This window comes from Bacillus cereus group sp. N31 (genome assembly GCF_016483245.1).
Classification (GTDB): Bacteria; Bacillota; Bacilli; order Bacillales; family Bacillaceae_G; genus Bacillus_A; species Bacillus_A toyonensis.
The window spans coordinates 132,239-155,355 of sequence record NZ_JAEHCH010000011.1 but is presented as its reverse complement, the minus strand read 5'-3'; the positions used below and the strand labels follow the sequence as shown (position 1 = coordinate 155,355).

Sequence of the window (23,117 nt, the reverse complement as noted above, 5' to 3'; positions counted from 1 at the left end):
AGCGAAATGAAAATTACGGATATAAAGGTGAAGCGTCGTTGTGTAAAGCTTCATACTCCATTTAAAACCGCACTTCGTACCGTAACTGAAATTGAAAGTATTGATGTGTTTATTCATACAGATGAAGGAATTGTTGGAAAAGGAGCTGCGGCCGCAACACCGGTTATTACGGGAGATTTCGCTAGTGGGATTGAGGAAGCTATATTAGGGCCGCTGCGTTTATGCTTAATTGGTCAAGATATAATTCAATTTCAGCAGTTATTACAGTATATCCAAATGAGTTGTATTGGAAATACAAGTGCGAAAGCGGCGGTTGATATCGCTTTATATGATGTGTATTGCCAATATCAAAACGTTCCACTTTACGCATTATTAGGCGGTAAGAAAGAAATCTATACAGATATTACAGTAAGTGTAGATGATCCTATTATTATGGCAAAAGAGGCAAAGCAACATGTAGAAAAAGGATTTCAAACTTTAAAAATTAAAGTTGGTAAATCTGTGCATTTAGATTTAGAGCGTATTGAGGCGATTCGAAATAGCGTACCAAAAAATACAACGTTACGATTAGATGCAAACCAAGGATGGAATCCAAAAGAAGCGGTTTCTATTGTTAAAGAGATGGAAAATCGTAATTTAAATATAGAATTCATTGAACAACCAGTTCACGCGAAAGATTGGGATGGATTAAAGTACGTAAAAGAAAATGTACAAACGCCTATTATGGCTGATGAAAGTATATTTTCATCAAGTGACGCATTAAAACTCGTGCAAGGAAGCTATGCGGACTTAATCAATATTAAATTATTGAAATGCGGTGGTATACGTGAAGCGTGGCGTATTGCAGATATTGCAGAAGCGGCAGGTGTGAAATGTATGGTTGGCAGCATGATGGAATCTTCACTTTCCGTTAGTGCAGTAGCACACTTAGCTGCTGCACATCCAAATATTCATTATTTCGATCTTGATGCACCGCTATGGTTAATGGAAGAACCGGAAGGAATGACTTACTCCAGCTCAAAGGTAAACCTTCATTCTAAAGTGAATATGTAATCTTAGAAAAAATGACTAGTAACTTACCTTTTAAGGAGGATATATATGAAAAAAGTAGGAACTGCATTATTAACAACTCTATTTATATTTTCATCGTTTACATCGGCAAATGCTGAAGAGAAGAAAGATAGCAAAGCGTTTATAGATGTATCTGCCGCAACGTTATGGACTGCACCTGATTCGTTACGGCCAATTGATGCACCGAGTGCAACAAATCCAGTTGATTTATGGAAATGGACGAAATCAATGACGCTCGATGAAAAACTATGGTTAACAAATGCAAATAAATTAGAAACGCAAGCACTACTCGGTCAAGAAGTAACGGTTGTTGATAAGAAAGGTGACTGGGTAAAAGTGTTAGTACACGGACAACCGACACCGCGAAATGAAGAAGGTTACCCGGGATGGATGCCGGAAAAACAATTAACGTATAATCAAGAGTTTGCAGATAAAACAAACGAACCGTTCGTATTAGTAACGAAACCGACCGCAATTTTATATATAAATCCTTCTGAAAAACAAAAAGCACTTGAAGTTAGCTATAATACGCGACTGCCGCTACTAAGTGAAGATACCATTTCATACCGCGTATTGTTGCCAAATGGACAGAAAGCATGGCTACGAAAAAATGATGGAGCGGTTTACCGTTCTCAAGATGATATTCCAACACCGACAGCCGATGATTTAATCAACATAGGGAAAATGTTTTTAGGTTTACCATATATATGGGCTGGTACAAGTGGGTTTGGATTTGATTGCTCTGGATTCACACATACGATTTATAAATCGCACGGTATTACAATACCGCGCGATTCTGGACCGCAATCAAGAGCAGGGGTTGCCGTTGATAAAGAAAACTTACAAAAAGGAGACTTAATCTTCTTTGCGCATGATCAAGGGAAAGGTAGTGTCCATCACGTTGGGATGTATATTGGTGATGGTAATATGATTCACTCACCAAGAGCTGAAAGATCAGTTGAAATAATCCCGTTAAATACACCCGGATATATAGAAGAATACGCTGGTGCTCGCCGTTACTTACCGTAAAAAATAGAGGGGGTTTGGAAATGAAAAAGGTAGTTCGCTACTCGTTAGTTAGTACTCTATTAGTTTCTTCATTTTTAGTTGGTTGCGCAAAAGAAAAAACAGCTACAAAGCCGAAAGATGAGAAGAAAGTATTGCAGCTACTAGAAACGGGTGAAATTCCATCATTAAATTCAGGGAAAGTAACAGATGCGGTATCATTTAACGTTTTGAATAACGTAATGGAAGGGCTATTCCGATTATCGAAAAATGATGAAGTAATTGAAGCCGGAGCGCAAAAATATGAGGTTAGTAAGGATGGAAAGACTTATACATTTCATTTACGTGATGCGAAATGGTCTAACGGAGATCCAGTAACGGCTCACGATTACGTATATGCTTGGAAGCAGCTTATTAATCCAGATACAGCTTCTCAATATGCATATATTGCGTATGATGTGAAAAATGCGGAGAAAATAAATAAGAAACAACTAGGATTAGATGAATTAGGAGTAAAAGCAAAGGATGATAAAACATTTGTCGTAGAGCTGGAACATCCTGTACCGTATTTTACGAAACTACTCATTTTGCCATCTTTCTATCCGATTAATGAAAAATATGCGAAAGAGCAAGGTGATAAATACGGATTAGAAGCAAATAAAACGGTATATAATGGACCGTTTACATTATCAGAATGGAAACATGAAGCTAGCTTTACAATGAAGAAAAATGATAAGTATTGGGATAAACAAGAAGTGAAGTTAGATGAAGTAAACTATCAAATTGTTAAAGAAATTTCAACTGCGGTAAATTTATATGAAACAGATAAGGTTGATAGAGCGGTCATTTCTACAGAATTTGTAGATAAATATAAAACGAATAAGGAACTGAAACAATATACAGATCCAGTCATGTATTTCTTCCGTTTCAATGAAAATGTACCGATTCTTAAAAGTAAAAATGCGCGTCTGGCACTAAGTACAGTGTTTGATAAGAAGGGCCTTGCGACTTCATTTTTAAATGATGGTTCTGTTGCTGCAAACTACTATGTACCAAAAGGTTTTTTAAAAGGTCCAGACAAGAAAGACTTTAGAAGTACAGCAGGCGAATTTAATAAGACAGACGTAAAACTGGCAAAAGAATATTGGGAAAAGGCAAAGCAAGAAACAGGAACGAATGAAGTAACGCTTGAGTTATTAAACTATGACTTAGAAAACTTTAAAAAAGTAGGCGAATATATTAAAGAACAGCTTGAGAAAAACTTACCTGGGCTTAAAGTAAATGTGAAATTACAACCACATACGCAAAAACTAGCGTTAGAGAAGAAAAAAGAATATGAAATGTCGTTATCACGCTGGTTACCTGATTATCCAGATCCAATGACTTATTTAGAAGTATTCCTTTCAGGAAGTACTGTAAATAATACAGGGTATGCAAATCCAGAATATGATGCGTTAATTAAGAAGATTAAAACTGAATTAGGTAACGATGAAAAAGCACGTTGGAAAGCACTGCAAGATACTGAAAAAATGCTTCTGGATGATGCAGTAATTGCACCGGTATTCCAGCGCGGTCTATCTTACTTACAAAAACCATATGTGAAAGACTTATATGTGCATCAATTCGGTCCAGCTACAAGTTTAAAATGGGCAGATGTACAAAAATAAAGTGATGGAGAAACAGACTTCACGTATGTGGTGGTCTGTTTTTTTTCTTATGTAATACATAATCGGATGAATTATAGACATTTCATTTGTTTTTTCGACGTTTAAAAATAAAATTATTACTAAAATTCCAGTGTGAAATTTATGTAGAATCTTGTATAATTAACGTGTTTCTATGGAAACATTTGCTTGCGCTATTTGTATAGGACTTAATAGAACAAGGAAGGAAATACATACATGTATATAATAGATAAATAGAATGGAACATGTATAGAGAAAAAGGAGAGAAAAGATGACGTGTCAAAAACAAGGGTTACAATTTAATAGTAATGGAATGAGGAATATTTAATGAAGATGAAGCATGCTTTCGGACCAATTATTTTAGCCTGTGTACTTTTTTTCATTGTATTGCTTATTCCGTCTAAAAGTTTAGTATCGCTAATTAGTGATAAAAAGATAGAAGATGCGGCAACGTCCTTACAAAAAGAAAAACTACAAAGTGTTTTCTTACAACAGAAAATGTTAGAGAATTCTCAGTATTTACCGATGTACGGTTCATCTGAATTTTTACGAATGGATGCATACCATCCATCTAACTATTTCAAAGTAAATCCAGCAGGTTTTACACCATTTTTAATTGGAACTGGCGGTACGCAAAGTTTAGCTCATATTTTAAATATGACGTCTACAATGGATGATTTGGAAGGTAAAAAAGTCGTCTTTGTTCTTTCGCCACAATGGTTTACAAAAACGGGTGTATCACAAGGAGATTTTACTAATAATTTCTCCAAACAACAAGCATATCATTTTATTTTTAATGATGACATTAAACCTGAAATGAAGAAGCAGATCGCGAAACGACTATTAGATTATAAAGTTGTTCAAAAAGATGATATATTAAAAAATTCATTAGAAGGTATTGTTTATAATGATACGAAACATAACATAAAAGCAGGTCTAGCCAAACCACTTGCTTATATGTACCGAAACATTTTAGATCATAGAGATTTATTTAATTCTTTATTTAAGATTGAACCGATGAAAGAGAAAACAAATATGGGACTACGTTCAATTTCTTGGGAGAATGCACGTAAACATGCGGAACAAGAAGGGCAAGCGGAGTCTACTACAAATACATTTGGAATTGAAAACCCGTATTACTATAAACATAATTTAAAGAAAAAATTAAAAGGCCTAAAAAATTTTAGAGCAAATGAATCGTATGATGAATCACCAGAATATGATGATTTACAAATTGTTTTAGATCTTTTCAAAGAAAAAAATGTTAAGCCACTCTTTATCTCTGTACCTGTAAATGGACCTTGGTATGATTACGCTGGTTTCCCGAAAGAACGCCGTGAAGTGTATTATACAAAGGTTAGAGAGCAAGTTGAGAAAGCAGGGTATCCAGTAGTCGATTTCTCTAGCCATGAATATGATAAGTATTTCTTAAAAGATACGATTCATCTAGGCTGGAAAGGCTGGATCTATTTTGATGAAGCTGTGCAGAAGTTTTATTCTGAGAAATAACAACTTAGAAACAGGAACGGCTATGAGCTGTTCCTGTTTCTTAATAAAGAGGATTTTGATGTGGGCAATTCGGAAATGCGTGTATATCTTGAATTTGTCTGAAATCATAATGTTTCATCGCGAACTAAGATTGGTAAAGGTATTCATACACATATAATTGGCCATCATATGCTGAACATAATACCCCAGTAGTTCCTTGCCCATTCATGAAGGAAATGCCGATAGGGCGTCCAATTAAGTATGGTATTTTTTGTTGCCAGTGCATTGGGGGAATCACTCCTTTTTGGGATAATATACGAAAGGGATGCCTAAATTGTTGCTTATCCATGTAAATATGGGGGCTTTTCATACAATTTCTAGAAGGTGTTATTAGGAGTGGGTTATAAATGGCAGACTTGAAGCATAAAGAGGAAATAATACAATTTTTAATACATAATCAAGCCTATAATAAAAACCGCTATAATTCTGAATGAATTTTTAGCGGTTTTTTTATTATCTTAAGCAAGTTTTTTACGTTTTTTTGTCCACTTTTTTATTACGAAATATAAAAGAATAAGTACGACGCCACCGATAGCGAATGATTTCACATACGGTCCAGCAATATCATTAATATTCTCCCAGTTTTCACCTAGTTTTTCACCTAAATAAATAAAAATAATAGACCAAGGGATGATTGCAAGTGCCGTTAATGTAGTGAAACGTAGTAATGGCATTTTTGTAATACCAGCAGGGATTGAAATCGCATGACGCACTACCGGAATGAAGCGAGCTGTGAAAATTACGCCAGTTCCGTAACGATTAAACCAATCTTCGGCAGCATCGATTTGTTTTTTATGAATGAAAATATATTTTCCGTAACGTTCTAATATAGGGCGTCCACCGTATCGTCCAATCCAATAAATAAAGATTTGAGCAATAACGCCGCCAATGGTACCAAATACAACTGCACCAATAAATGAGATGCTACCATTGAATACTAAGTATCCTGCATAGGCGAGAACAATTTCGCTTGGAATAATCTCGATCATAAGTCCAAGCATAATGCCCCAATAACCTAATCCTTCAAAAAACGTTAATACTGAGTGAATAAAACTACTTAACATTGTTACACCTTCTAATGTATGGATTTTTGAATATATACCCTTTTACTTAATTACATAAAAGGTTCACTATGTGTAGATTATACCTTATTTATATAGGGGATTGCTATTTCAATTCTTTTATGTCTCTTATAAGTATTATAGTAAAGGATATAAATTGCGTTTTCATGAAGAAATAATGAAAAGTTCATTAAAAATTTCTCATATATTAATGAAAATAGACTGAAAATTAAGTATAATAATATAGGTTTTAATTTACAAAATAGGAGGAGAATGTATGCGTGTTGCAGATCCGATTTATGGCCTAATCTCTATTCATGATAGAGATATCCTTCAATTGATAGATACAAGAGCATTTCAAAGGTTGGCATATATTAAACAACAAGGACATACTTATTTTTTACATGAGAACGCAATACATACGAGGGAAGAACATTCGATAGGTGTATATGTACTAGTAAATAAAGTGATCGAACACCTTACTGAGATTGGTGATATACATTTATCGAAATATGAACGAAAGCTAGTATCGACTGTAGCTCTTCTACATGATGCTGGACATGGTCCATATTCACATTGTTTTCAGGAAATATCAGGTGAAAATCATGGTGAGTGGACGATACGAATCATTCAAGAGGATGAAAAAATACGCTCGATTTTAAATCAAACTCCTGGATTATTAGATGATGTAACGAAAGCTTTAACAGAAGATGGAGTTTTTCCAATTATAGATGAACTATTATTTAATTCATTAGGAATGGATCAATTAGATTTTTGGAATAGAGATTTATATTATTCCTCGCTTGAATTCGAGTGCTTACGAGTAGAAGGATTGATTGCTAGTATGCGTTTTATTAACGGTAAACTTGTTATTGCAGAACAAGGAATCCCATACATTGAACAACTAATGAAAATGAAAGAAGGGCTTTACAATAATGGCTTTGGCCATCCGTTTGTAGTAGGGAAAGATTTATTGTTGCAATCCATATTTCAAAAGATAAAGGAGAAAAATCTTTCGTTCCATACTCCTGGGCTACAAAATTTCTTTTATAAAAGAAAGAAGATAGAGGACTTTCTTCCATTACAAGATGAAATGATTATAAATGAAATAAAGTGCTTTGCAAAATCAGATGACATAGAAATAGCAGCATTAATCCATCTTTATTTCTCAGCAACTAAAAGTTTGTCATTTGAAAAAGGAAAAGAGGGCGATTATAAAAAGGAAAATAGCACCGCAGTGGTAATAACTGAGAAAAAGGCTTACAGTTCATACGTAGGTGGTATTTATGTGTATAGTGAGGGGCAGCTAGATGACATTTTAGAAAAATCGAATTTTATTCAAGAGATAGTAAAATTGCCTAAAAAAGAATATGCGTATTTTTTTTAATTAGGTGTAGTAATTTGAAATGTAGATGAGGTGAAAATATGGATTGGCATGAACGTTTATTACAAATAGATGATTTATCAATTATATTAGAATGGTATAACAATGAAGAATTACATAATATAGCAGATGTGAAATCATTTAAGCGATATACAATTGAAGAGCTTCGGCAGTATTGGACTGAAAAATTGTCGCGGTCTTATGCGAGCTATCATGTAATAGTAGTAGAAGATGAAGTAATAGGGAGAGTCGGATTAAAAAAGAAGAAATATGAAGATGCGTACGTGATGGAATACTCTATCCTCATTGGTGTTTCGAATTTATATTCAAAAGGGCTTGGAACGGAGATTACAAAGTATTTTATTAGTAAATCATTTTTAGATCCTGATATAGAAGCTGTTGTATTACAAGTTAGGGAAGATAATAAGAGGGCCATTCGTTGTTATGAGAAAGCTGGATTTAAAAAAGAAAAATCGTATATAGAGAATCAAGTGAAAGTGTATGATATGCACAGAGTTAAGAAAGAAGAAACAATATAGAAAAATACATGCAGTTAATTCGGAATATAATGTTAATTTAGGGGGATGAAATACATGAAACATAAAATTGCTGTACTGGCAGATGTACATGGAAATGCAACTGCTTTAAAAGCAGTTATCGAAGATTCTTTGAAAGAAGGTGTGACTGATTATTGGTTTTTAGGCGATTTAATTATGCCTGGTCCTGGATCGAATGATTTATTTGAAATGTTAGATAGTATTAACGTTGATACTTATGTACAAGGAAACTGGGAAGATAGCTTTCTTGACGTTCTTAATAAAAACATTGATATTGATAACGCAACTGATATTTATGTTTCTAGATTAGTTCAGTATCAATGTGAAAACTTGGATAAAAACTATATTAATTATATTAAAAATTTACCATTACATATAACAAAACAGGTTAATGATTTATCAATCAGTATTAGTCATAATCTACAAAATAAAAATTACGGAGGGGATTTATGGCCCACTAATAATCAAGAACAGTTTGATCGGTTATTTGATCGTGATTACGATATTGCGATTTATGCTCATACCCACCATCAATTGTTGCGCTATAGTAGCAATGATCAATTAATTATTAACCCAGGAACAGTTGGACAACCTTTTTACAAGTGGAATAAGCTAAACTCTGACTTACGTGCTCAGTATGCAATTCTTGAAATTGATGAGGCAGGGATTACCGATGTGAGGTTTAAAAAGGTTTTTTACGATGTAGAAAAGGAATATAAAAATGCCACTAATAAACATCTTCCTTATATTGATTTATATCGAGAGCTGTTAGAGACAGGAAGAACTCATACGCATGATATTGAATTATTACAAGAAATTAATGAAAAATATAATTATAAAAATGAAGTACTTAAGTTTATCGAGAAAATCTGATAGGAATTTAATAGAAAGAAATGAACATTGTTGAATGTTAGGTTAGTAATGATTTTTACATAATCAAGAGCTATTGTAGAACGAAACTTAAATGTAAAATGATTTGTGTAGTTTATATTGATTGAAAACAAGCATCCCCCTGTCATATACGTAGGACAGGGGGATGCTTGTTTTTTTACGGTTTCACATCTAAGTTTTGTAAAAATAACGTTGCTGTTACGTAACGTTTCGCTAACATTTGTACATATGCGGTATGTACAGAAAGGGTCGCAATAATGATAGCGTTACGAATTGCTTCGCGTTGTTCGTTATTAATTTGATCGAACTTGCTTGCGATTTTATCAGCTTTTTCTTTTACGATGTTTTCAATTGTATGAACGGTATCTGTTGCATTTAATTGTAAGCAATTCCCTTGATTGAGTTCTTCAAATAGAGAAGAGTATGCTACATATAAATGAACAGGATTGATTAAATCATCACTTCGATCGGCTGGGTCATTTACAATAAGGCGTAATAGCTTACGAATGGATTCAAAATCAAGTGCTGTTTTTAAATCTTCGACAATAAATAGTAAGGCTGCTTGTTCAATTGAATATTTTTTCCCTTTTTGAGGAGAGCCAATCATTTCTTTTATATCTCGTTTCACCCAGTTTTGCATAGCAGTTACAGAGAAACTTGTGTTTTCAATCTGATTGCCAAGCGCAACTATTTCATTTAAAGAAAAACCGACATCAGTATCGTCAATTTTAATCAGCTTTTCAAAAATAGGTGAAAGTGCGGTAGTAATAAAAGCTGTAACGCTTTGTCCGCTTTCAATATCTTTTTTATGTGACTTTGCCCAAGCTTCTTGTAAAATACCGAGAGGCTTTTTCGTATTCCATCCTCTTAGTGATAGAAGAAGGGTAGCCATTTCGTTTCGTGTGAGATGAAATGTTTCCATCTTTTCACCTCCAAAATAATAAAAAGTTCTTATGAACTTATAATATGTTTTGTTTCATTTAAAGTCAATTCTGTTTTGCTTAATTTTTCCTTTGTGACCAAACTGTTGAAAGTAAATAATACTTGCATATTTCGACAAAAGTTCATATAATAAGTTCATAAGAACCTTTAAAATGTTCTTAAAAACAAATCTATCATTCTAAATTTACAAGAAAGATAGATTTCACATATATCTATATAAAAGGAGAATGGATATAATATGTTGAAAAAACTTGTAGCAGTAATGACAGCATTCATGGTTATCTTTGGAGCTAGTAGCTTCATGTTTGTAGATCACGCAGCAGCGAAGAGTTACAAATCTGGTAAAAAATCATTTACACCAAGTTCAGGTCAAAAGTCAAAAGTTGATTTAAACAAAAAAGACTCAAACGTGAATTCTCAAAAAACGAATCCAGATTCAAAAACAAAAGCAACAAACACAGCGCCAAAAAGTAATAAAGGAAGCTTTATGAAAGGTTTATTACTAGGTGGTCTTGGTGGTTTACTAATGGGTAGCTTATTTGCAAATATGGGAGCTCTTGGTTCTGTATTAGCGTTTATGGTAAATATGTTAGTAATGGCTGGTATCGTAATGTTAGCAGTTCGTGCATTTAAATACTTCAAAGATCAACGTAAGAAAAAGGCAGATGAAGTAGCATGGAAACAATAAAAATTTCTGAGCAAGAGCTTATAAATGCGCTTTGCGTATATATCGCTGAAAAAAGACAAGTGGGTCCAGAAGAAGTATTAGTTGAACTAATGTATGATGATGAGTATGGTTTCTCTGCTGAAGTAGAGGTAAATGGTCGTCAACAAATTTTAATTCAAGCGAACTTAATCGAGGCACTACGCTTATTACTTGACAGAGAATACAATGTCAATTCATTCGCAGCAAGATTACAACTTGAATTAGATGATGAAGAAGGCATTTATGCATTAGCGAAATTTAATAACTCGGATGAGTAGTGAAAAGAGCTGTTGAGAGTAATCTCAGCAGCTCTTTTTAGTATGTGCATATGTGGTGGAATAATCACGCCAAATTTCATTCATCTTTCGTCTACCAGCATCAATCATTGGATTAAACTGAATCGCAGCATGATGGCGTACGGTGTGAACATGTTGGATTGCTTGTTGTAAGTGTTGTTCAACTGAATTTGATTTTATATTAGCTTGTTTTACGATTGAATATCCAGCGACACTCCCTTGCGCCATCGCGATTTTCCCACTTTCAATCCCAGTAATATTTCCGGCTACAAATAAACCTGGAAGAGAGGTTTCCATTGTTTCGGAATGAAGTGGGACGTGTCCACCTAATTCTGGGATGTAATGGAAAGGGCATCCAGCTACAGCAGCAAGCTCAGCAAGCGGATATAAACCTCCAGCGATACAAACGAAGTCTGCCTCATATATCTTCTCTGATCCATTCATAATGTTTCCTTTAGAATCAATAGTAGCAACACGAACACCTTCAACTTGATCTGTTCCAATAATTTCAAGTGCAGCTTTCCGAAGATGAAGTGGTGTCCCGTTTATTTTCATTCCGTTATTTGGATAGAAGTTTAAGCTGGCTTTTCGAATCCAATCATATTTCATAAAACGGCTACCTATACGCAAAAAAGCAGAAGGAGCGAGATGAGCTGCATTTAAAAGGGAGTTCAAAACTTCTTCTGGTTCACCAGCTTTTTGGCTTAACTCACTTTTTTCAGGAAGTACGATATGATCCACTTTAATTCCAGCTAATTGCAATTCATTTAAAATAGCGAATGATAAAATGTTAGCACCAATAATGATTCCTTTTTTTCCGACTTGCACGCGATGAACATTTGTCATAACTTGAGCCGCTCCAATTGACATAACTCCTGGAAGTGTCCAGCCAGGAAGGGGGATAGAATACTCCGCAGCGCCAGTAGCAATTAATACGAACGGAGCTTCTAACGTACCGATATTTGTATGTACGAACCAAGAACTATCATCTTTATCTAAATTATAGACGGAAACACCGCACCGAATATCGACTGACAGTGATTCGGCTTCTTCGTAAAGACGTTTTGCTTCTTTAATTCCGTTCCACCATTCTCCAGTAGGCTCTTGATGTAACTGTCCTAACAATCTCCCGCCAGGTTTCATAAATTCATCAATAACAAGTACGTTAAGTCCAAAACGTGCACAAGAGATGGAAGCTGATAATCCTGCCGGCCCTGCACCAATAATAATTACATCGATCATCGCTTTTTCACCATCTCTCTCACGATATTTGGATGCTGTTTTCCGCTTTCAACAATCATATCGTTTTCTACAACTGTTAAGCATGCGCGTACATTCGTTTGATTATTTACTGTCACACGGCATTCTGAACAATGACCGATATTACAATAAATACCTCGCGGGTTCCCGCTATCTTCATGTACACGTAGCGTTCGTATTCCATTTGCTAGCAGGGCAGCAGCAATTGTTTCATGCTCATATGCTTCATATTGTTGCCCGTTAAATTGAAAAGTGATGCGCTGACTATTATGTAAACTACCTAAAATAGGGTGATGTGTAATTCTACTCATTTATTATCACCTACCGCTCCAAAGGTAACAGCACGTATTGGTGGTTGATATTTTAACGGTATTTCATTAGGAGTTACGTCAGGATTTGCACTTTCAATCATTCGATCTAACATCATTCTACATGTGCGGCCACCGCAAAATCCCATACCGGCACGTGTTCTTAGTTTTAATTCTCTTGCCGAGCATTTATATTCAGCAATTGTCGATTGAAGTTGTCCGTATGTAACCTCTTCACAACGACAAACAATTAAGTTCTCTTTATTCGTCATATGTATTCCTCCTCTAGTTCGGTTTGCACAAATTATAATGCAAAAACTATGCCAATATAGAGGAGTTAAGAATTATCCCGCATTAACGGGCAGTAAGACCCCACCGCAAAATCCAGCGAAAGTAAAGAAGTTAGGAGGGGGATCAACTGTCCGTAAAAGCCTGATTGGTGAGGGCTGATAATCAAGTGGGGATGAACAAAACCCCCACTGATTAATGCTTCACTTTATTGTAACCCAAGTTTTTTTAAACGATTATATAAAGTGGCTCGCGTTACCCCAAGTTGTTTCGCACATTCTAATTTATTCCCCTTTAAAATGTGTAAAGCTCTTTCAATGACTTTTTTCTCATGCTCATCCATCTCTTCTTGTAAAGAAAGAATCGTATGATTATTGCTGAGTAATAGGGAATGAGACGTATGATTGTCTAAAGTATCATTTGTATGAAATGGCAAATATTCTTGTTTTATAATACCGTCTGTCGCAAATACGACGAGTCTCTCAACTACATTTCGAAGTTCACGAATATTACCAGGCCAATCGTAATGAAGTAGTTCATGCATAATGCTTGAAGGTAAGTCACGAATAGGTCTGTTATAGTTAATCGAAAAATCGTTTAAGAAAGAGTATGTTAATTCAATAATATCTTCTCGTCTTTCTCGCAGCGGTGGAATCTGTAAGCTAACTACATTTAAACGATAGTATAAATCTTCTCGGAAAGTTCCTTTTCGCATTTCTTCTTGTAAATCACGATTTGTAGCAGCGATAATACGGAAATCAATATTTATTTCTTTCTCTCCACCAACTCGGTAATACTTTCTTTCTTGCAATACACGTAAAAGTTTCACTTGCATATCGAGAGGCATTTCACCTATTTCATCAAGGAACAAAGTACCACCTTGAGCGAGCTCTATTTTACCTTTTTTTCCTTTACTATTCGCTCCAGAAAACGCCCCACGTTCATATCCGAATAATTCACTTTCAAATAACGCTTCTGGAATTGCGCCGCAGTTAATTGAAATGAAAGGCGCCTTTGCTGCCTCACTTGCTTCATGTATTGCTTTCGCAAATACTTCTTTTCCGACACCGCTTTCGCCGAGTATTAAAACGGTTGATTTCACTGAACAGACCTTTCTAGCTAATTGAATAGTCCTTTGTATAACAGGGCTTTTTCCATTCATCGCGAGGAAAGGATCGGATGTATCTTTATATTTTGCTACTTCTTGCTCTAATCGGTGCATTTCATGTGACATATTAAATAGTTTTTCATTCAATACAACTTGATTTGTCACATCTGTTTCTGAAACGACTGCTCCTATAATTTCATCGTTACAGAAAACGGGGTTTGAATTTATTAATACGAACAAATCAGGACGAGGCTGATGGAATTGAGCGATTATACTTTTTCCGTCATGCAATGATTGCAAGATTTCCAAGTCTTTATAATCAAAAAAACGAGTAATTGGTTGTCCAATAATCTCATTATGATTAACCGAAAAAATTTTTTCAGCACCATCTGTCCACGTACGGACACATTCTTTTTCATCAATGACTGTAACAGAAGAATCAGTCGTTTGAATTACAGTGTTATAAAAAGATTGTAACTCAGTGTAAGACTTATAAAGAAACGGAATCATTTGCTGAGCCGTTATACAACATATTGGCTCTTCGTTTTTGTTAATGATGACAACGGCTAATGCATGTGAAAGTGCATCAATTAAAGTAGTGAACGAGTCGTCCTCATATATATAGCCACAACTATATTCTTCTGTAGTAGAAGGGAGGTAATAAAATGTCCCATCTACTTTGTTAATGTGTTTCATGCTACTTGTATAATCGATAGACAAAATTTTCATAAACTCTTTGATTGTTGGAAATGAAAATGTCATAGCGTCCTCCTGATATGTATAAAAATTTAGACAGTGATAAAAAAATAATACACCTATTTACGATAAATTTAAAATATTTTTACAAATAAAAATATTATTTATAAAAAGTGTATATATGTAGAGTTGGCACGTCAATTGCATAAAAGAAAATGAGAGATGTAAGTGAAGGAGGGGTGTTTTGTGAGGCACTGTGACGTTTTAATAATAGGTGGTGGAATTATAGGATGTTCTATTGCATATTACACTTCAAAATACGGAAGAGACGTAACAATCATTGAAAAAGGTGAGTTTGTCAGTGGGACGTCTTCACGGTGTGACGGAAACATTTTGGCGATTGATAAAGACCCAGGGTTTGATAGTCAAATGTCATTAGTAAGTCAAAAATTAGTAACAGATTTAAGTGAGGAGTTGGAGCACTCATTTGAATATAGGGCGCCAGGAAGTATTCTAGTCTGTGAATCAGACGAAGAGATGGAGGCAGCGCAGCAATGGGTGAATCGTCAAAAAGATGCTGGGTTACCGTTTCGAATGCTTGATAGGCAAGATATAAGAGAGGAATCACCATTTTTTGCGGATGATTTATTGGGTGGTTTAGAATGCGCAACTGATTCTACTGTAAATCCATATCTCCTTGCATTTTCACTTCTAGCAGAGTCGAAAAAAATGGGTGCGAAAGCGATTAATCATACAGAAGTAAAAGAAATGAAAAGAGATATAGACGGCTCCTTTATTGTAGAAACGACAAATGGGACGTTTACTGCGAAGCAAGTTGTGAACGCAGCCGGTGTGTGGGCTCCTAAAATCGGGCAGATGTTAGATGTAAATATTCCAATCGAACCGAGAAAAGGGCATATTATTGTAGCCTCAAGGCAACAACATGTAGGTTGCCGTAAAGTAATGGAATTTGGTTATTTAATTTCTAAATTTGGCGGAAAACGAAAAGTGGATGCTTTAACTGAAAAATACGGGGTAGCTCTTGTATTTGAACCGACAGAAAGCCAAAATTTTTTAATTGGTAGTAGTCGAGAGTTTGTAGGATTTCATACGAGAATTAACAACGAGGTTATTAAATGCATTGCGAACAGAGCAATTCGTTTTTATCCGAAAATGGCAGATATGATGGTGATTCGTTCATATGCCGGCTTACGTCCGTGGACAGAAGATCATTTGCCAATTATTTCACGGGTGGATCATATTCCAAATTATTATATTGCAGCTGGACATGAAGGTGATGGAATTAGTCTTGCGGCAGTTACTGGGAAAGTGATTGAAGAGTTATTAAATGAAAAAGAAACAATTATTCCTATTGAACCACTTCGTTTGAGTCGTTTTACAGAAAGGGTGTTAAACGGATGAGGTCACAAAGAGTCTTTACGACGATTGATACACATACGGGCGGGAATCCAACGAGGACATTAATTAGCGGACTTCCTAAGTTAATTGGAGAGACGATGGCAGAGAAGATGTTACATATGAAAAAGGAATATGACTGGATTCGCAAATTGTTAATGAATGAGCCGCGTGGTCATGATGTAATGTCTGGAGCATTGTTAACAGATCCGTGTCATCCTGAAGCTGATATAGGCGTTATATACATAGAGACAGGTGGATATTTACCGATGTGTGGTCACGATACAATTGGTGTGTGTACAGCTTTAATTGAATCAGGTTTAATTCCAATAGTTGAACCGATTACTTCTTTAAAGCTTGATACACCAGCCGGCTTAGTTGAAGTGGATATTACTGTTCAAAATGGAAAGGCGAAAGAAGTTTCATTCTGTAACATACCAGCTTTTTTACTGAAAAATATTACTGTACAAGTCGAAGGAATTGGAACTGTAGAGGCTGATATTGCGTATGGAGGAAATTTTTATGCCATTATCGATGCGAAGTCAGTAGGTTTAGAGTTAGTACCAGAAAATGCATCCATAATTATTGATAAGGCGATTCATATTCGAAACACAATAAATGAGAAGTTTGAAATTATTCATCCAGAGTATTCGTTTATAAAAGGATTAACACATGTTGAATTTTATACAGATCCTACTCATAAAAGTGCGCATGTGAAAAATACAGTTGTTGTTCCGCCAGGAGGAATTGATCGATCTCCATGTGGTACAGGAACATCAGCGAAGTTAGCTGTATTATACGCTCATAAAAAAATCGACATCGATGAAGAATTTGTTCATGAGAGTATTGTAGGTTCACTATTTAAAGGGCGTGTCATGAATACAACATATGTAGAAAATATTGAAGCGGTAGTAACAAAGATTACCGGCTCAGCTTGGCTTATGGGGATGCATAGATTTTTCTACAATGAAAAGGATCCACTGAAAGAAGGCTTTTTGCTAATTCCGCCGATGGAACATGAAACGGAGGATGTAAAATGAACATTCAAAAAATGTATACAGCAGTAGATGTGCACGTAGCTGGCGAAGCGTTTCGTGTAATAAAGGACGTACCATGCAAATACTACTACAGTTTAGAACATTTAAATGAACAATTTTCAGGCGAATTAGCAGAAGAAATGCAGCTTTTATTAAATGAACCACGTGGTTTTATTGGGTTAAATGGATGTATTGTCGTTCCTTCTATTCATAAGGAAGTGGATGCAGCTGTGTTATTTTTTAATCATGAAGGAACCATTCCTCTTCATTATGGAGGTATTGTCGCAGTAATAACGATGTTACTAGAAAGTGGATATTTAAAAAAGAAAGAGTCTAATCAATACAAAATTGAAACGCTATCTGGAATATTTTCAGTTCATGCCTATGTAGTGGATGATGAAGTGATATCGGTGTCGTTTGAAAGTAAACTATGTTATATGGTTGAGAAAGATTTGAAGATTGGTAATATACGTTACTCTCTTATACAGGCTGATAAAGTATATGCAATTGTAGAAAAGGATACGTATTCACCAAAAATTTGTATTGAAAATATCTCTGAATTAAAGAAATGGGGAGAAGCTACACTTCAAGCGATACAAAAACAGTCGCTTATAAAAAGACTTATTTTAGTAGATTCTTCGCAAACAGAAGAGAAACATATAAAGTCGATTACATTTCATGAAGATAACTTTATTGTCCGTTCTCCGGGTTTTGTTTCTACTATTGTGTCCTATGTACATGCGTTATTTAATAATGAGTATATAACGGATAAACCTTTTAAAAATGAAAGCATATTTAATAGCTTTATAACAGTAGAAAAAGTGAAAAAAGAAGAATTAGGATATATTTTCCGTTTTGAGAGTAGAGGATTTATTACAGGGATGCAGACGTTTCTATTAGACCCTACTGATCCATTTCCAACAGGTTTTTTATTAAAATAAAATGTTAAAGGGAGAGATAAATATGCAAAAAATTAAAGGGGCATTTCCAGTATTAATAACACCAATGGATGAATTTCAAGAGATTGATTGGAAAGGTGTAAAACAAAACGTAAACTACTTTATTGATCAAAAGGTAGCTGGAATTATTATTAATGGAAGTACGGGGGAGTTTGTTAGTTTATCAAAAGAAGAACGATTTAACATGGTAGAAACAGTATTAAAAGAAGTCGATGGCCGTATTCCAGTCATTGTTGGAACTGCAGCAGAAACGACGAAAGAAACGATTGAATATACGAAACATGCAGAAGCACACGGAGCGGATTGCGCATTAATTATAAACTCTTACTATTGTAAACCGAAGGAAGAGGAAATTTATTTTCATTTTAAAGAAATCTCACAAGCTGTAAATATACCAATTATGTTATACAATAATCCATTTACTTCTGGTGTTGATATGAGTACAGAGTTAATGCTTCGAATTGGAAAAGAGTGTGAAAATGTTACACATATTAAAGAGTCTAGTGGAGATATTCGTAAAGCAAGAGATTTAGTAAGACAAGGCGAAGGTGCTTTTCAAGTTTTCTGCGGATCTGAAGATTTAGTTATGGAGTCTTATTTAGTTGGTGCCTCGGGATGGGTTTCAGTTGCAGGAAATATCGTACCAGGACTCGTTACGAAAATGTATGAGCATTTTCAAAATGGTGAATTAGAAAAAGCATGGGAGATAAACGATGCGATTTTACCGCTTTGTGAATTTCTTGAAGGTTCAGGGAAATATGTGCAAATCGTTAAACGGTCAATGGAATTACACGGGCAAGTTGGAGGACCTTCTCGTTATCCGAGATTAGGATTAACTGAAGTAGAAGATCAAAAGCTTCAAACGATATTATCTGAAATCGCAGCTCATGCAGCTGTTTAAATAGGGAGGCGTGTATATATGTTAACGACAAACATTGAGCTAAAACCAAAAGTGAAAGCGTTTTTAAATGAAGAGATTAAAATGTTTATTAATGGTGAATTTGTTCCTTCTATTAGCGGGAAGACGTTTGAAACATATAATCCAGCAACAGAGGATGTTCTAGCTGTCGTATGTGAAGCACAAGAAGAAGATATTGATGTCGCAGTAAAAGCTGCGAGATTGGCCTTTGAATCAGGCCCTTGGACAGAAATGACTACTGCTGAAAGAGCACATCTTATATATAAACTAGCGGATTTAATTGAAGAACATAAAGAAGAATTAGCACAGCTAGAAGCATTAGATAATGGAAAACCATATCAAGTAGCACTTGAAGATGATATTGCAGCGACGGTTGAAAACTACCGTTATTATGCAGGTTGGGCTACAAAAATTATCGGACAAACAATTCCGATTTCAAAAGATTACTTAAATTACACACGCCATGAACCAGTTGGTGTTGTAGGTCAAATTATTCCGTGGAATTTTCCACTCGTTATGTCTTCTTGGAAAATGGGAGCTGCACTTGCAACTGGTTGTACGATTGTATTAAAACCTGCAGAACAAACACCTTTATCGTTGCTATATACAGCAAAACTTTTTAAAGAAGCTGGTTTTCCAAACGGTGTTGTAAACTTTGTACCAGGTTTCGGCCCTGAAGCAGGAGCTGCGATAGTAAATCATCATGATATTAATAAAGTTGCTTTTACAGGATCTACTGTTACGGGAAAATATATTATGCGTCAATCTGCAGAAACAATTAAACATGTAACGTTAGAGCTTGGTGGTAAGTCACCAAATATCATTTTAGAAGATGCTGATTTAGAAGAAGCGATTAATGGTGCATTCCAAGGGATTATGTATAATCATGGCCAAAATTGTAGTGCGGGATCCCGCGTATTCGTTCATCGGAAGCATTATGAAATGGTAGTAGAAGAGTTAGTAAAAAGGGCAAATAATATTAAACTTGGAGCTGGGATGGAAACTGATACAGAAATGGGGCCACTCGTATCTAAAAAACAACAAGAGCGTGTGCTGCATTATATTGAACAAGGAAAGAAGGAAGGTGCTACTGTTGCAGCTGGTGGTGAACGTGCATTTGAAAAAGGCTATTTTGTTCAGCCAACTGTATTCACAAATGTTACTGATGATATGACAATTGTTAAGGAAGAAATCTTTGGACCGGTTGTCGTTGTACTTCCATTCGATTCAACAGAAGAGGTAATCGAAAGGGCAAATCACTCTTCATATGGACTTGCAGCAGGCGTATGGACACAAAATATTAAAACAGGACATCAAGTTGCCAATAAATTAAAGGCAGGAACAGTATGGATTAATGATTATAACTTAGAAAATGCAGCTGCACCATTTGGTGGATATAAGCAATCTGGTATTGGGCGCGAACTAGGTTCCTATGCGCTTGATAATTATACAGAAGTGAAGAGTGTTTGGGTTAATATTAAGTGAAAAACTAGTTTGTGAGAGTCTTGCAGACGATGAATAGTGAGATAAAAGAATGATGAAATAGTATGAGAAGCGGACAACTGGAATGTGGGATAAAGGTTGTCCGTTTTCTTATATAAAAAATTACTTTTTCAAAAGAATGATAAGGGGGATTTGGATGGAAAAGTTAGTAGAGTGGTTAGTGGGGCAAGTATGGAGTATAGGTTTAGTTGTTTTCGCATTAGGAGCAGGAGTGTATTTTACCATTGCGACTCGTTTTTTACAGATTCGTTATTTTAAAGAGATGATTAAGCTACTTTTTGAAGGGAAAAGTTCAGAGACTGGAATATCATCCTTCCAAGCATTTTGTTTGGCTCTATCAGGAAGGGTTGGAATAGGTAATATCGCAGGGGTAGCAACAGCAATAGCTTTTGGGGGACCGGGCGCTGTATTTTGGATGTGGGTGATGGCACTTTTAGGAGCCGCTAGCGCATTTGTTGAATCAACATTATCTCAAGTATATAAAAGTAAAGTAGGAAATGAATATCGTGGTGGTACACCATATTTCATTGAGAAAGGTTTAAAAATGAAATGGTTTGCAGTCATTGTAGCGGTAGTTGTAACACTTTCATACGGCGTTTTATTACCAGGTATTCAATCGAGTAGTATCGCTGTTGGATTTGAAAACTCTAACGGTATTAGTAAATATGTAACAGGTATATTTTTAGTTGTGTTACTAGCAGCGATTATTTTTGGGGGAGTAAAAAGAATTGCTGGTGTGTCACAAATGTTAGTACCTTTTATGGCAATTGGTTATGTAATTGTTACATGCATCATTTTAATTGCAAATGTAACAGAAATTCCAAGTATGTTTGCTTTAATTTTCTCAAGTGCATTTGGTGTAAATGAAATGTTTGGCGGGATCGTTGGTGCAGCAATTGCATGGGGTGTAAAGCGAGCGGTGTTTTCAAACGTTGCAGGTGTTGGAGAGGCAACATATAGTTCGGCTGCTGCAGAAGTATCGCATCCTGCAAAACAAGGGTTAGTTCAAGCGTTTTCTGTATATATCGATACAATTGTAGTTTGTACAGCGACAGCGCTTATGATATTAATAACAGGTATGTACAATGTTATACCTGAAGGGAAAAGTGCAATTGTACAAAATATAGGTAATGTAGAAGCAGGTCCTATTTATACACAACAAGCAGTTGAAACTGTTATGACTGGATTTGGTCCAATATTTATTTCAATCGCAATCTTCTTCTTCGCATTTACAACTTTGCTTGCTTATTACTATATCGCAGAAACGACTCTCACTTATTTAGATCGTGAATTGAAATATGGATGGTTAAAACCAGTTTTAAAAATTGGATTTTTAATTATGGTATACATCGGTAGCGTAGAATCAGCTTCACTTTTATGGAATCTTGGAGATTTAGGAATCGGTAGTATGGCATGGTTAAACCTTATTGCAATCCTATTATTAAGCAAAACCGCATTAAAAGTGTTAAAAGATTATGAGGCGCAGAAAAAAGAAGGGAAAGATCCAGTATTTGATCCTAAAAAAGTAGGAATGGAAGGTTTAACGATTTGGGAAGAGCGAAGTAAAGAGGGAGAAAGGAAAAGTTCTAAAGAAAAAATGTCGGTGGATGATGGGCTGAAACTGTAAACGTGTAAATTTAAAAGTTTAATAAACTGAAAATTCTTTCTGTTTTTAAAGTGAATATTTGTATATATCATTCATTTTATCTCATACTAAAGTAAGTGTAAATAAAATGAATGGAGGATATACGATGGAAAATCAACAATTTGGCTCTATAAATGATGTATTACTTCATTACAAAGAAGGTATTGGGAATTTCACACAACAAATTCCTGAAATTGCAGAAACCTATAACGCTTTTACACAAGCGTGTTTTCAGGAGGGTGCATTAACTAAAAGAGAAAAACAGCTTATTGCATTAGGGATTAGTTTAGCAACACAAGACGAATATTGTACGATTTATCATACAAAGGGATGTATTGACCAAGGATGTTCTGATAAAGAAATTTTAGAAGCTTGTGGTGTTTCGACCGCGTTTGCTGGCGGAGCTGCAATGAGTCAAGCAGTAACTTTAGTACAAGAGTGTATGGTGGAATTAAAAAATCAAAGTCATTAAACTAGAAAACCCTCCTTAAAATATTATTTTAAGGAGGGTTTTCTAGTTTATCCTAATTTTTTTGAAAAAGTTTCAATTGCTTCATATAGTCGATAGCTTTTGTTTTATTTCTTTGCTTAGAAACATATTGTGCCTCGTTTAAATGCCTATAATAATTTTTAAATATTTCTTCAGAAAGAATTCCATCAGACATGGCTTTTTTAACCGCGCATTGTGGTTCATTTGTATGTGAACAGTTAGAAAATTTACATTCCCTAGAGATATCAACTATATCTTCATATCCAATATTTAAGTTACCTTCATGATTTATTAAGTCAAATCCTATTTTACTAATAAGTAATCCCTCCACTTTTAAATGAG

Annotated in this window: 23 protein-coding genes and 1 pseudogene; 16 read left to right on the top strand and 8 right to left on the bottom strand. The window is 35.2% G+C overall.

What is annotated here, in order from left to right; genetic code table 11:
- Positions 1-6: 6 nt before the first annotated feature.
- The 4 genes from JDS81_RS15895 to dltD all read left to right on the top strand — a co-directional run bounded on the left by JDS81_RS15895 (position 7) and on the right by dltD (position 5,270).
- On the top strand, positions 7-1,053 hold the full coding sequence (locus JDS81_RS15895; RefSeq protein ID WP_097952439.1) for a dipeptide epimerase: 1,047 nt from the start codon (positions 7-9) through the stop codon (positions 1,051-1,053).
- A gap of 45 nt (positions 1,054-1,098) precedes the next feature.
- Positions 1,099-2,100: a C40 family peptidase gene (locus tag JDS81_RS15890; RefSeq protein WP_097952441.1), complete on the top strand. Its 1,002-nt coding sequence runs from the start codon at positions 1,099-1,101 to the stop codon at positions 2,098-2,100.
- Positions 2,101-2,120: 20 nt separating this feature from the next.
- On the top strand, positions 2,121-3,743 hold the full coding sequence (locus tag JDS81_RS15885; RefSeq protein ID WP_097952443.1) for a peptide ABC transporter substrate-binding protein: 1,623 nt from the start codon (positions 2,121-2,123) through the stop codon (positions 3,741-3,743).
- Between the two features lie 345 nt (positions 3,744-4,088).
- A complete protein-coding gene (dltD, locus tag JDS81_RS15880) occupies positions 4,089-5,270 on the top strand; it encodes a D-alanyl-lipoteichoic acid biosynthesis protein DltD (RefSeq protein ID WP_000782332.1) in 1,182 nt (393 codons plus the stop codon).
- 40 nt (positions 5,271-5,310) lie between these two features.
- On the opposite strand, the pseudogene JDS81_RS30425 reads toward dltD, so the two are convergent.
- Both JDS81_RS30425 and uptA read right to left on the bottom strand, forming a co-directional pair.
- Positions 5,311-5,535: pseudogene (locus JDS81_RS30425) on the bottom strand (hypothetical protein).
- A 232-nt stretch (positions 5,536-5,767) separates the two neighbouring features.
- Entirely contained in the window at positions 5,768-6,373 is a 606-nt protein-coding gene (gene uptA / locus JDS81_RS15870) for an undecaprenyl phosphate transporter UptA (RefSeq protein ID WP_000952907.1), read from the bottom strand.
- 274 nt (positions 6,374-6,647) lie between these two features.
- Here uptA and JDS81_RS15865 point away from each other — a divergent pair, with 274 nt between their 5' ends.
- From JDS81_RS15865 to JDS81_RS15855, 3 genes are read left to right on the top strand one after another with little or no spacing between them, the layout of a single operon-like run.
- The gene (locus JDS81_RS15865) at positions 6,648-7,757 is read left to right on the top strand and encodes an HD domain-containing protein (RefSeq protein ID WP_097952445.1); all 1,110 of its coding nucleotides are present in this window, start codon (positions 6,648-6,650) and stop codon (positions 7,755-7,757) included.
- A gap of 38 nt (positions 7,758-7,795) precedes the next feature.
- Entirely contained in the window at positions 7,796-8,293 is a 498-nt protein-coding gene (locus tag JDS81_RS15860) for a GNAT family N-acetyltransferase (RefSeq protein WP_097952447.1), read from the top strand.
- A gap of 54 nt (positions 8,294-8,347) precedes the next feature.
- On the top strand, positions 8,348-9,184 hold the full coding sequence (locus JDS81_RS15855; RefSeq protein ID WP_097952449.1) for a metallophosphoesterase family protein: 837 nt from the start codon (positions 8,348-8,350) through the stop codon (positions 9,182-9,184).
- Positions 9,185-9,359: 175 nt separating this feature from the next.
- On the opposite strand, the gene JDS81_RS15850 is transcribed toward JDS81_RS15855, so the two are convergent.
- A complete protein-coding gene (locus JDS81_RS15850) occupies positions 9,360-10,124 on the bottom strand; it encodes a DUF1836 domain-containing protein (protein ID WP_000447231.1) in 765 nt (254 codons plus the stop codon).
- A gap of 258 nt (positions 10,125-10,382) precedes the next feature.
- Here JDS81_RS15850 and JDS81_RS15845 point away from each other — a divergent pair, with 258 nt between their 5' ends.
- Both JDS81_RS15845 and JDS81_RS15840 read left to right on the top strand, forming a co-directional pair.
- Positions 10,383-10,832 (top strand): hypothetical protein, encoded by a 450-nt coding sequence (locus JDS81_RS15845; RefSeq protein ID WP_000914476.1) that lies wholly within the window; start codon positions 10,383-10,385, stop codon positions 10,830-10,832.
- Positions 10,820-11,128 carry a YxcD family protein gene (locus JDS81_RS15840; protein WP_000447764.1) on the top strand — a complete coding sequence of 103 codons (309 nt, stop codon included), beginning with the start codon at positions 10,820-10,822 and terminating at the stop codon, positions 11,126-11,128. The genes JDS81_RS15845 and JDS81_RS15840 overlap by 13 nt, the downstream gene beginning before the upstream one ends.
- 24 nt (positions 11,129-11,152) lie before the next feature.
- Here the strand turns inward: JDS81_RS15840 and JDS81_RS15835 are convergent, their stop codons facing one another.
- The 4 genes from JDS81_RS15835 to JDS81_RS15820 form a co-directional block, all read right to left on the bottom strand.
- Entirely contained in the window at positions 11,153-12,388 is a 1,236-nt protein-coding gene (locus tag JDS81_RS15835; protein ID WP_000567616.1) for an NAD(P)/FAD-dependent oxidoreductase, read from the bottom strand.
- Positions 12,385-12,717 (bottom strand): (2Fe-2S)-binding protein, encoded by a 333-nt coding sequence (locus tag JDS81_RS15830; protein WP_000087053.1) that lies wholly within the window; start codon positions 12,715-12,717, stop codon positions 12,385-12,387. Before JDS81_RS15830 ends, JDS81_RS15835 begins: the two co-directional genes overlap by 4 nt.
- On the bottom strand, positions 12,714-12,986 hold the full coding sequence (locus tag JDS81_RS15825; protein WP_000182286.1) for a (2Fe-2S)-binding protein: 273 nt from the start codon (positions 12,984-12,986) through the stop codon (positions 12,714-12,716). The genes JDS81_RS15830 and JDS81_RS15825 overlap by 4 nt, the downstream gene beginning before the upstream one ends.
- A gap of 224 nt (positions 12,987-13,210) precedes the next feature.
- Entirely contained in the window at positions 13,211-14,872 is a 1,662-nt protein-coding gene (locus JDS81_RS15820) for a sigma-54 interaction domain-containing protein (RefSeq protein ID WP_097952451.1), read from the bottom strand.
- Positions 14,873-15,052: 180 nt separating this feature from the next.
- Here JDS81_RS15820 and JDS81_RS15815 point away from each other — a divergent pair, with 180 nt between their 5' ends.
- The 7 genes from JDS81_RS15815 (at position 15,053) to JDS81_RS15785 (ending at position 22,757) form a co-directional block, all read left to right on the top strand.
- Positions 15,053-16,228 (top strand): NAD(P)/FAD-dependent oxidoreductase, encoded by a 1,176-nt coding sequence (locus JDS81_RS15815; RefSeq protein WP_001215240.1) that lies wholly within the window; start codon positions 15,053-15,055, stop codon positions 16,226-16,228.
- Positions 16,225-17,262 carry a proline racemase family protein gene (locus tag JDS81_RS15810; RefSeq protein ID WP_097952453.1) on the top strand — a complete coding sequence of 346 codons (1,038 nt, stop codon included), beginning with the start codon at positions 16,225-16,227 and terminating at the stop codon, positions 17,260-17,262. The genes JDS81_RS15815 and JDS81_RS15810 overlap by 4 nt, the downstream gene beginning before the upstream one ends.
- Positions 17,259-18,200 (top strand): proline racemase family protein, encoded by a 942-nt coding sequence (locus JDS81_RS15805; RefSeq protein WP_097952456.1) that lies wholly within the window; start codon positions 17,259-17,261, stop codon positions 18,198-18,200. The genes JDS81_RS15810 and JDS81_RS15805 overlap by 4 nt, the downstream gene beginning before the upstream one ends.
- A gap of 22 nt (positions 18,201-18,222) precedes the next feature.
- Positions 18,223-19,119 (top strand): 4-hydroxy-tetrahydrodipicolinate synthase, encoded by an 897-nt coding sequence (gene dapA, locus JDS81_RS15800; RefSeq protein WP_097952458.1) that lies wholly within the window; start codon positions 18,223-18,225, stop codon positions 19,117-19,119.
- 18 nt (positions 19,120-19,137) lie between these two features.
- On the top strand, positions 19,138-20,622 hold the full coding sequence (locus JDS81_RS15795; RefSeq protein WP_000958332.1) for an aldehyde dehydrogenase family protein: 1,485 nt from the start codon (positions 19,138-19,140) through the stop codon (positions 20,620-20,622).
- Between the two features lie 136 nt (positions 20,623-20,758).
- A complete protein-coding gene (locus JDS81_RS15790) occupies positions 20,759-22,267 on the top strand; it encodes an alanine/glycine:cation symporter family protein (RefSeq protein ID WP_175282545.1) in 1,509 nt (502 codons plus the stop codon).
- Between the two features lie 124 nt (positions 22,268-22,391).
- Positions 22,392-22,757, top strand: coding sequence for a carboxymuconolactone decarboxylase family protein (locus JDS81_RS15785; protein ID WP_000431413.1), 366 nt, complete (start codon positions 22,392-22,394; stop codon positions 22,755-22,757).
- 52 nt (positions 22,758-22,809) lie between these two features.
- Here JDS81_RS15785 and JDS81_RS15780 read toward each other — a convergent pair whose 3' ends face one another.
- Positions 22,810-23,106, bottom strand: a complete 297-nt coding sequence (locus JDS81_RS15780) for a ribosome small subunit-dependent GTPase A (protein ID WP_000398685.1) — start codon at positions 23,104-23,106, stop codon at positions 22,810-22,812.
- Positions 23,107-23,117 lie beyond the last annotated feature (11 nt).

Coding starts and splice junctions, on each gene's coding strand:
- JDS81_RS15840 (WP_000447764.1), top strand. CDS start 10,820: ATGGAAACAATAAAAATTTCTGAGCAAGAGCTTATAAATGCGCTTTGC.
- JDS81_RS15855 (WP_097952449.1), top strand. CDS start 8,348: ATGAAACATAAAATTGCTGTACTGGCAGATGTACATGGAAATGCAACT.
- JDS81_RS15825 (WP_000182286.1), bottom strand. CDS start 12,986: ATGACGAATAAAGAGAACTTAATTGTTTGTCGTTGTGAAGAGGTTACA.
- JDS81_RS15885 (WP_097952443.1), top strand. CDS start 2,121: ATGAAAAAGGTAGTTCGCTACTCGTTAGTTAGTACTCTATTAGTTTCT.
- JDS81_RS15860 (WP_097952447.1), top strand. CDS start 7,796: ATGGATTGGCATGAACGTTTATTACAAATAGATGATTTATCAATTATA.
- JDS81_RS15890 (WP_097952441.1), top strand. CDS start 1,099: ATGAAAAAAGTAGGAACTGCATTATTAACAACTCTATTTATATTTTCA.
- JDS81_RS15845 (WP_000914476.1), top strand. CDS start 10,383: ATGTTGAAAAAACTTGTAGCAGTAATGACAGCATTCATGGTTATCTTT.
- uptA (WP_000952907.1), bottom strand. CDS start 6,373: ATGTTAAGTAGTTTTATTCACTCAGTATTAACGTTTTTTGAAGGATTA.
- JDS81_RS15895 (WP_097952439.1), top strand. CDS start 7: ATGAAAATTACGGATATAAAGGTGAAGCGTCGTTGTGTAAAGCTTCAT.
- JDS81_RS15805 (WP_097952456.1), top strand. CDS start 17,259: ATGAACATTCAAAAAATGTATACAGCAGTAGATGTGCACGTAGCTGGC.
- JDS81_RS15790 (WP_175282545.1), top strand. CDS start 20,759: ATGATAAGGGGGATTTGGATGGAAAAGTTAGTAGAGTGGTTAGTGGGG.
- JDS81_RS15820 (WP_097952451.1), bottom strand. CDS start 14,872: ATGACATTTTCATTTCCAACAATCAAAGAGTTTATGAAAATTTTGTCT.
- dapA (WP_097952458.1), top strand. CDS start 18,223: ATGCAAAAAATTAAAGGGGCATTTCCAGTATTAATAACACCAATGGAT.
- JDS81_RS15785 (WP_000431413.1), top strand. CDS start 22,392: ATGGAAAATCAACAATTTGGCTCTATAAATGATGTATTACTTCATTAC.
- JDS81_RS15810 (WP_097952453.1), top strand. CDS start 16,225: ATGAGGTCACAAAGAGTCTTTACGACGATTGATACACATACGGGCGGG.
- dltD (WP_000782332.1), top strand. CDS start 4,089: ATGAAGATGAAGCATGCTTTCGGACCAATTATTTTAGCCTGTGTACTT.
- JDS81_RS15835 (WP_000567616.1), bottom strand. CDS start 12,388: ATGATCGATGTAATTATTATTGGTGCAGGGCCGGCAGGATTATCAGCT.
- JDS81_RS15795 (WP_000958332.1), top strand. CDS start 19,138: ATGTTAACGACAAACATTGAGCTAAAACCAAAAGTGAAAGCGTTTTTA.
- JDS81_RS15830 (WP_000087053.1), bottom strand. CDS start 12,717: ATGAGTAGAATTACACATCACCCTATTTTAGGTAGTTTACATAATAGT.
- JDS81_RS15850 (WP_000447231.1), bottom strand. CDS start 10,124: ATGGAAACATTTCATCTCACACGAAACGAAATGGCTACCCTTCTTCTA.
- JDS81_RS15865 (WP_097952445.1), top strand. CDS start 6,648: ATGCGTGTTGCAGATCCGATTTATGGCCTAATCTCTATTCATGATAGA.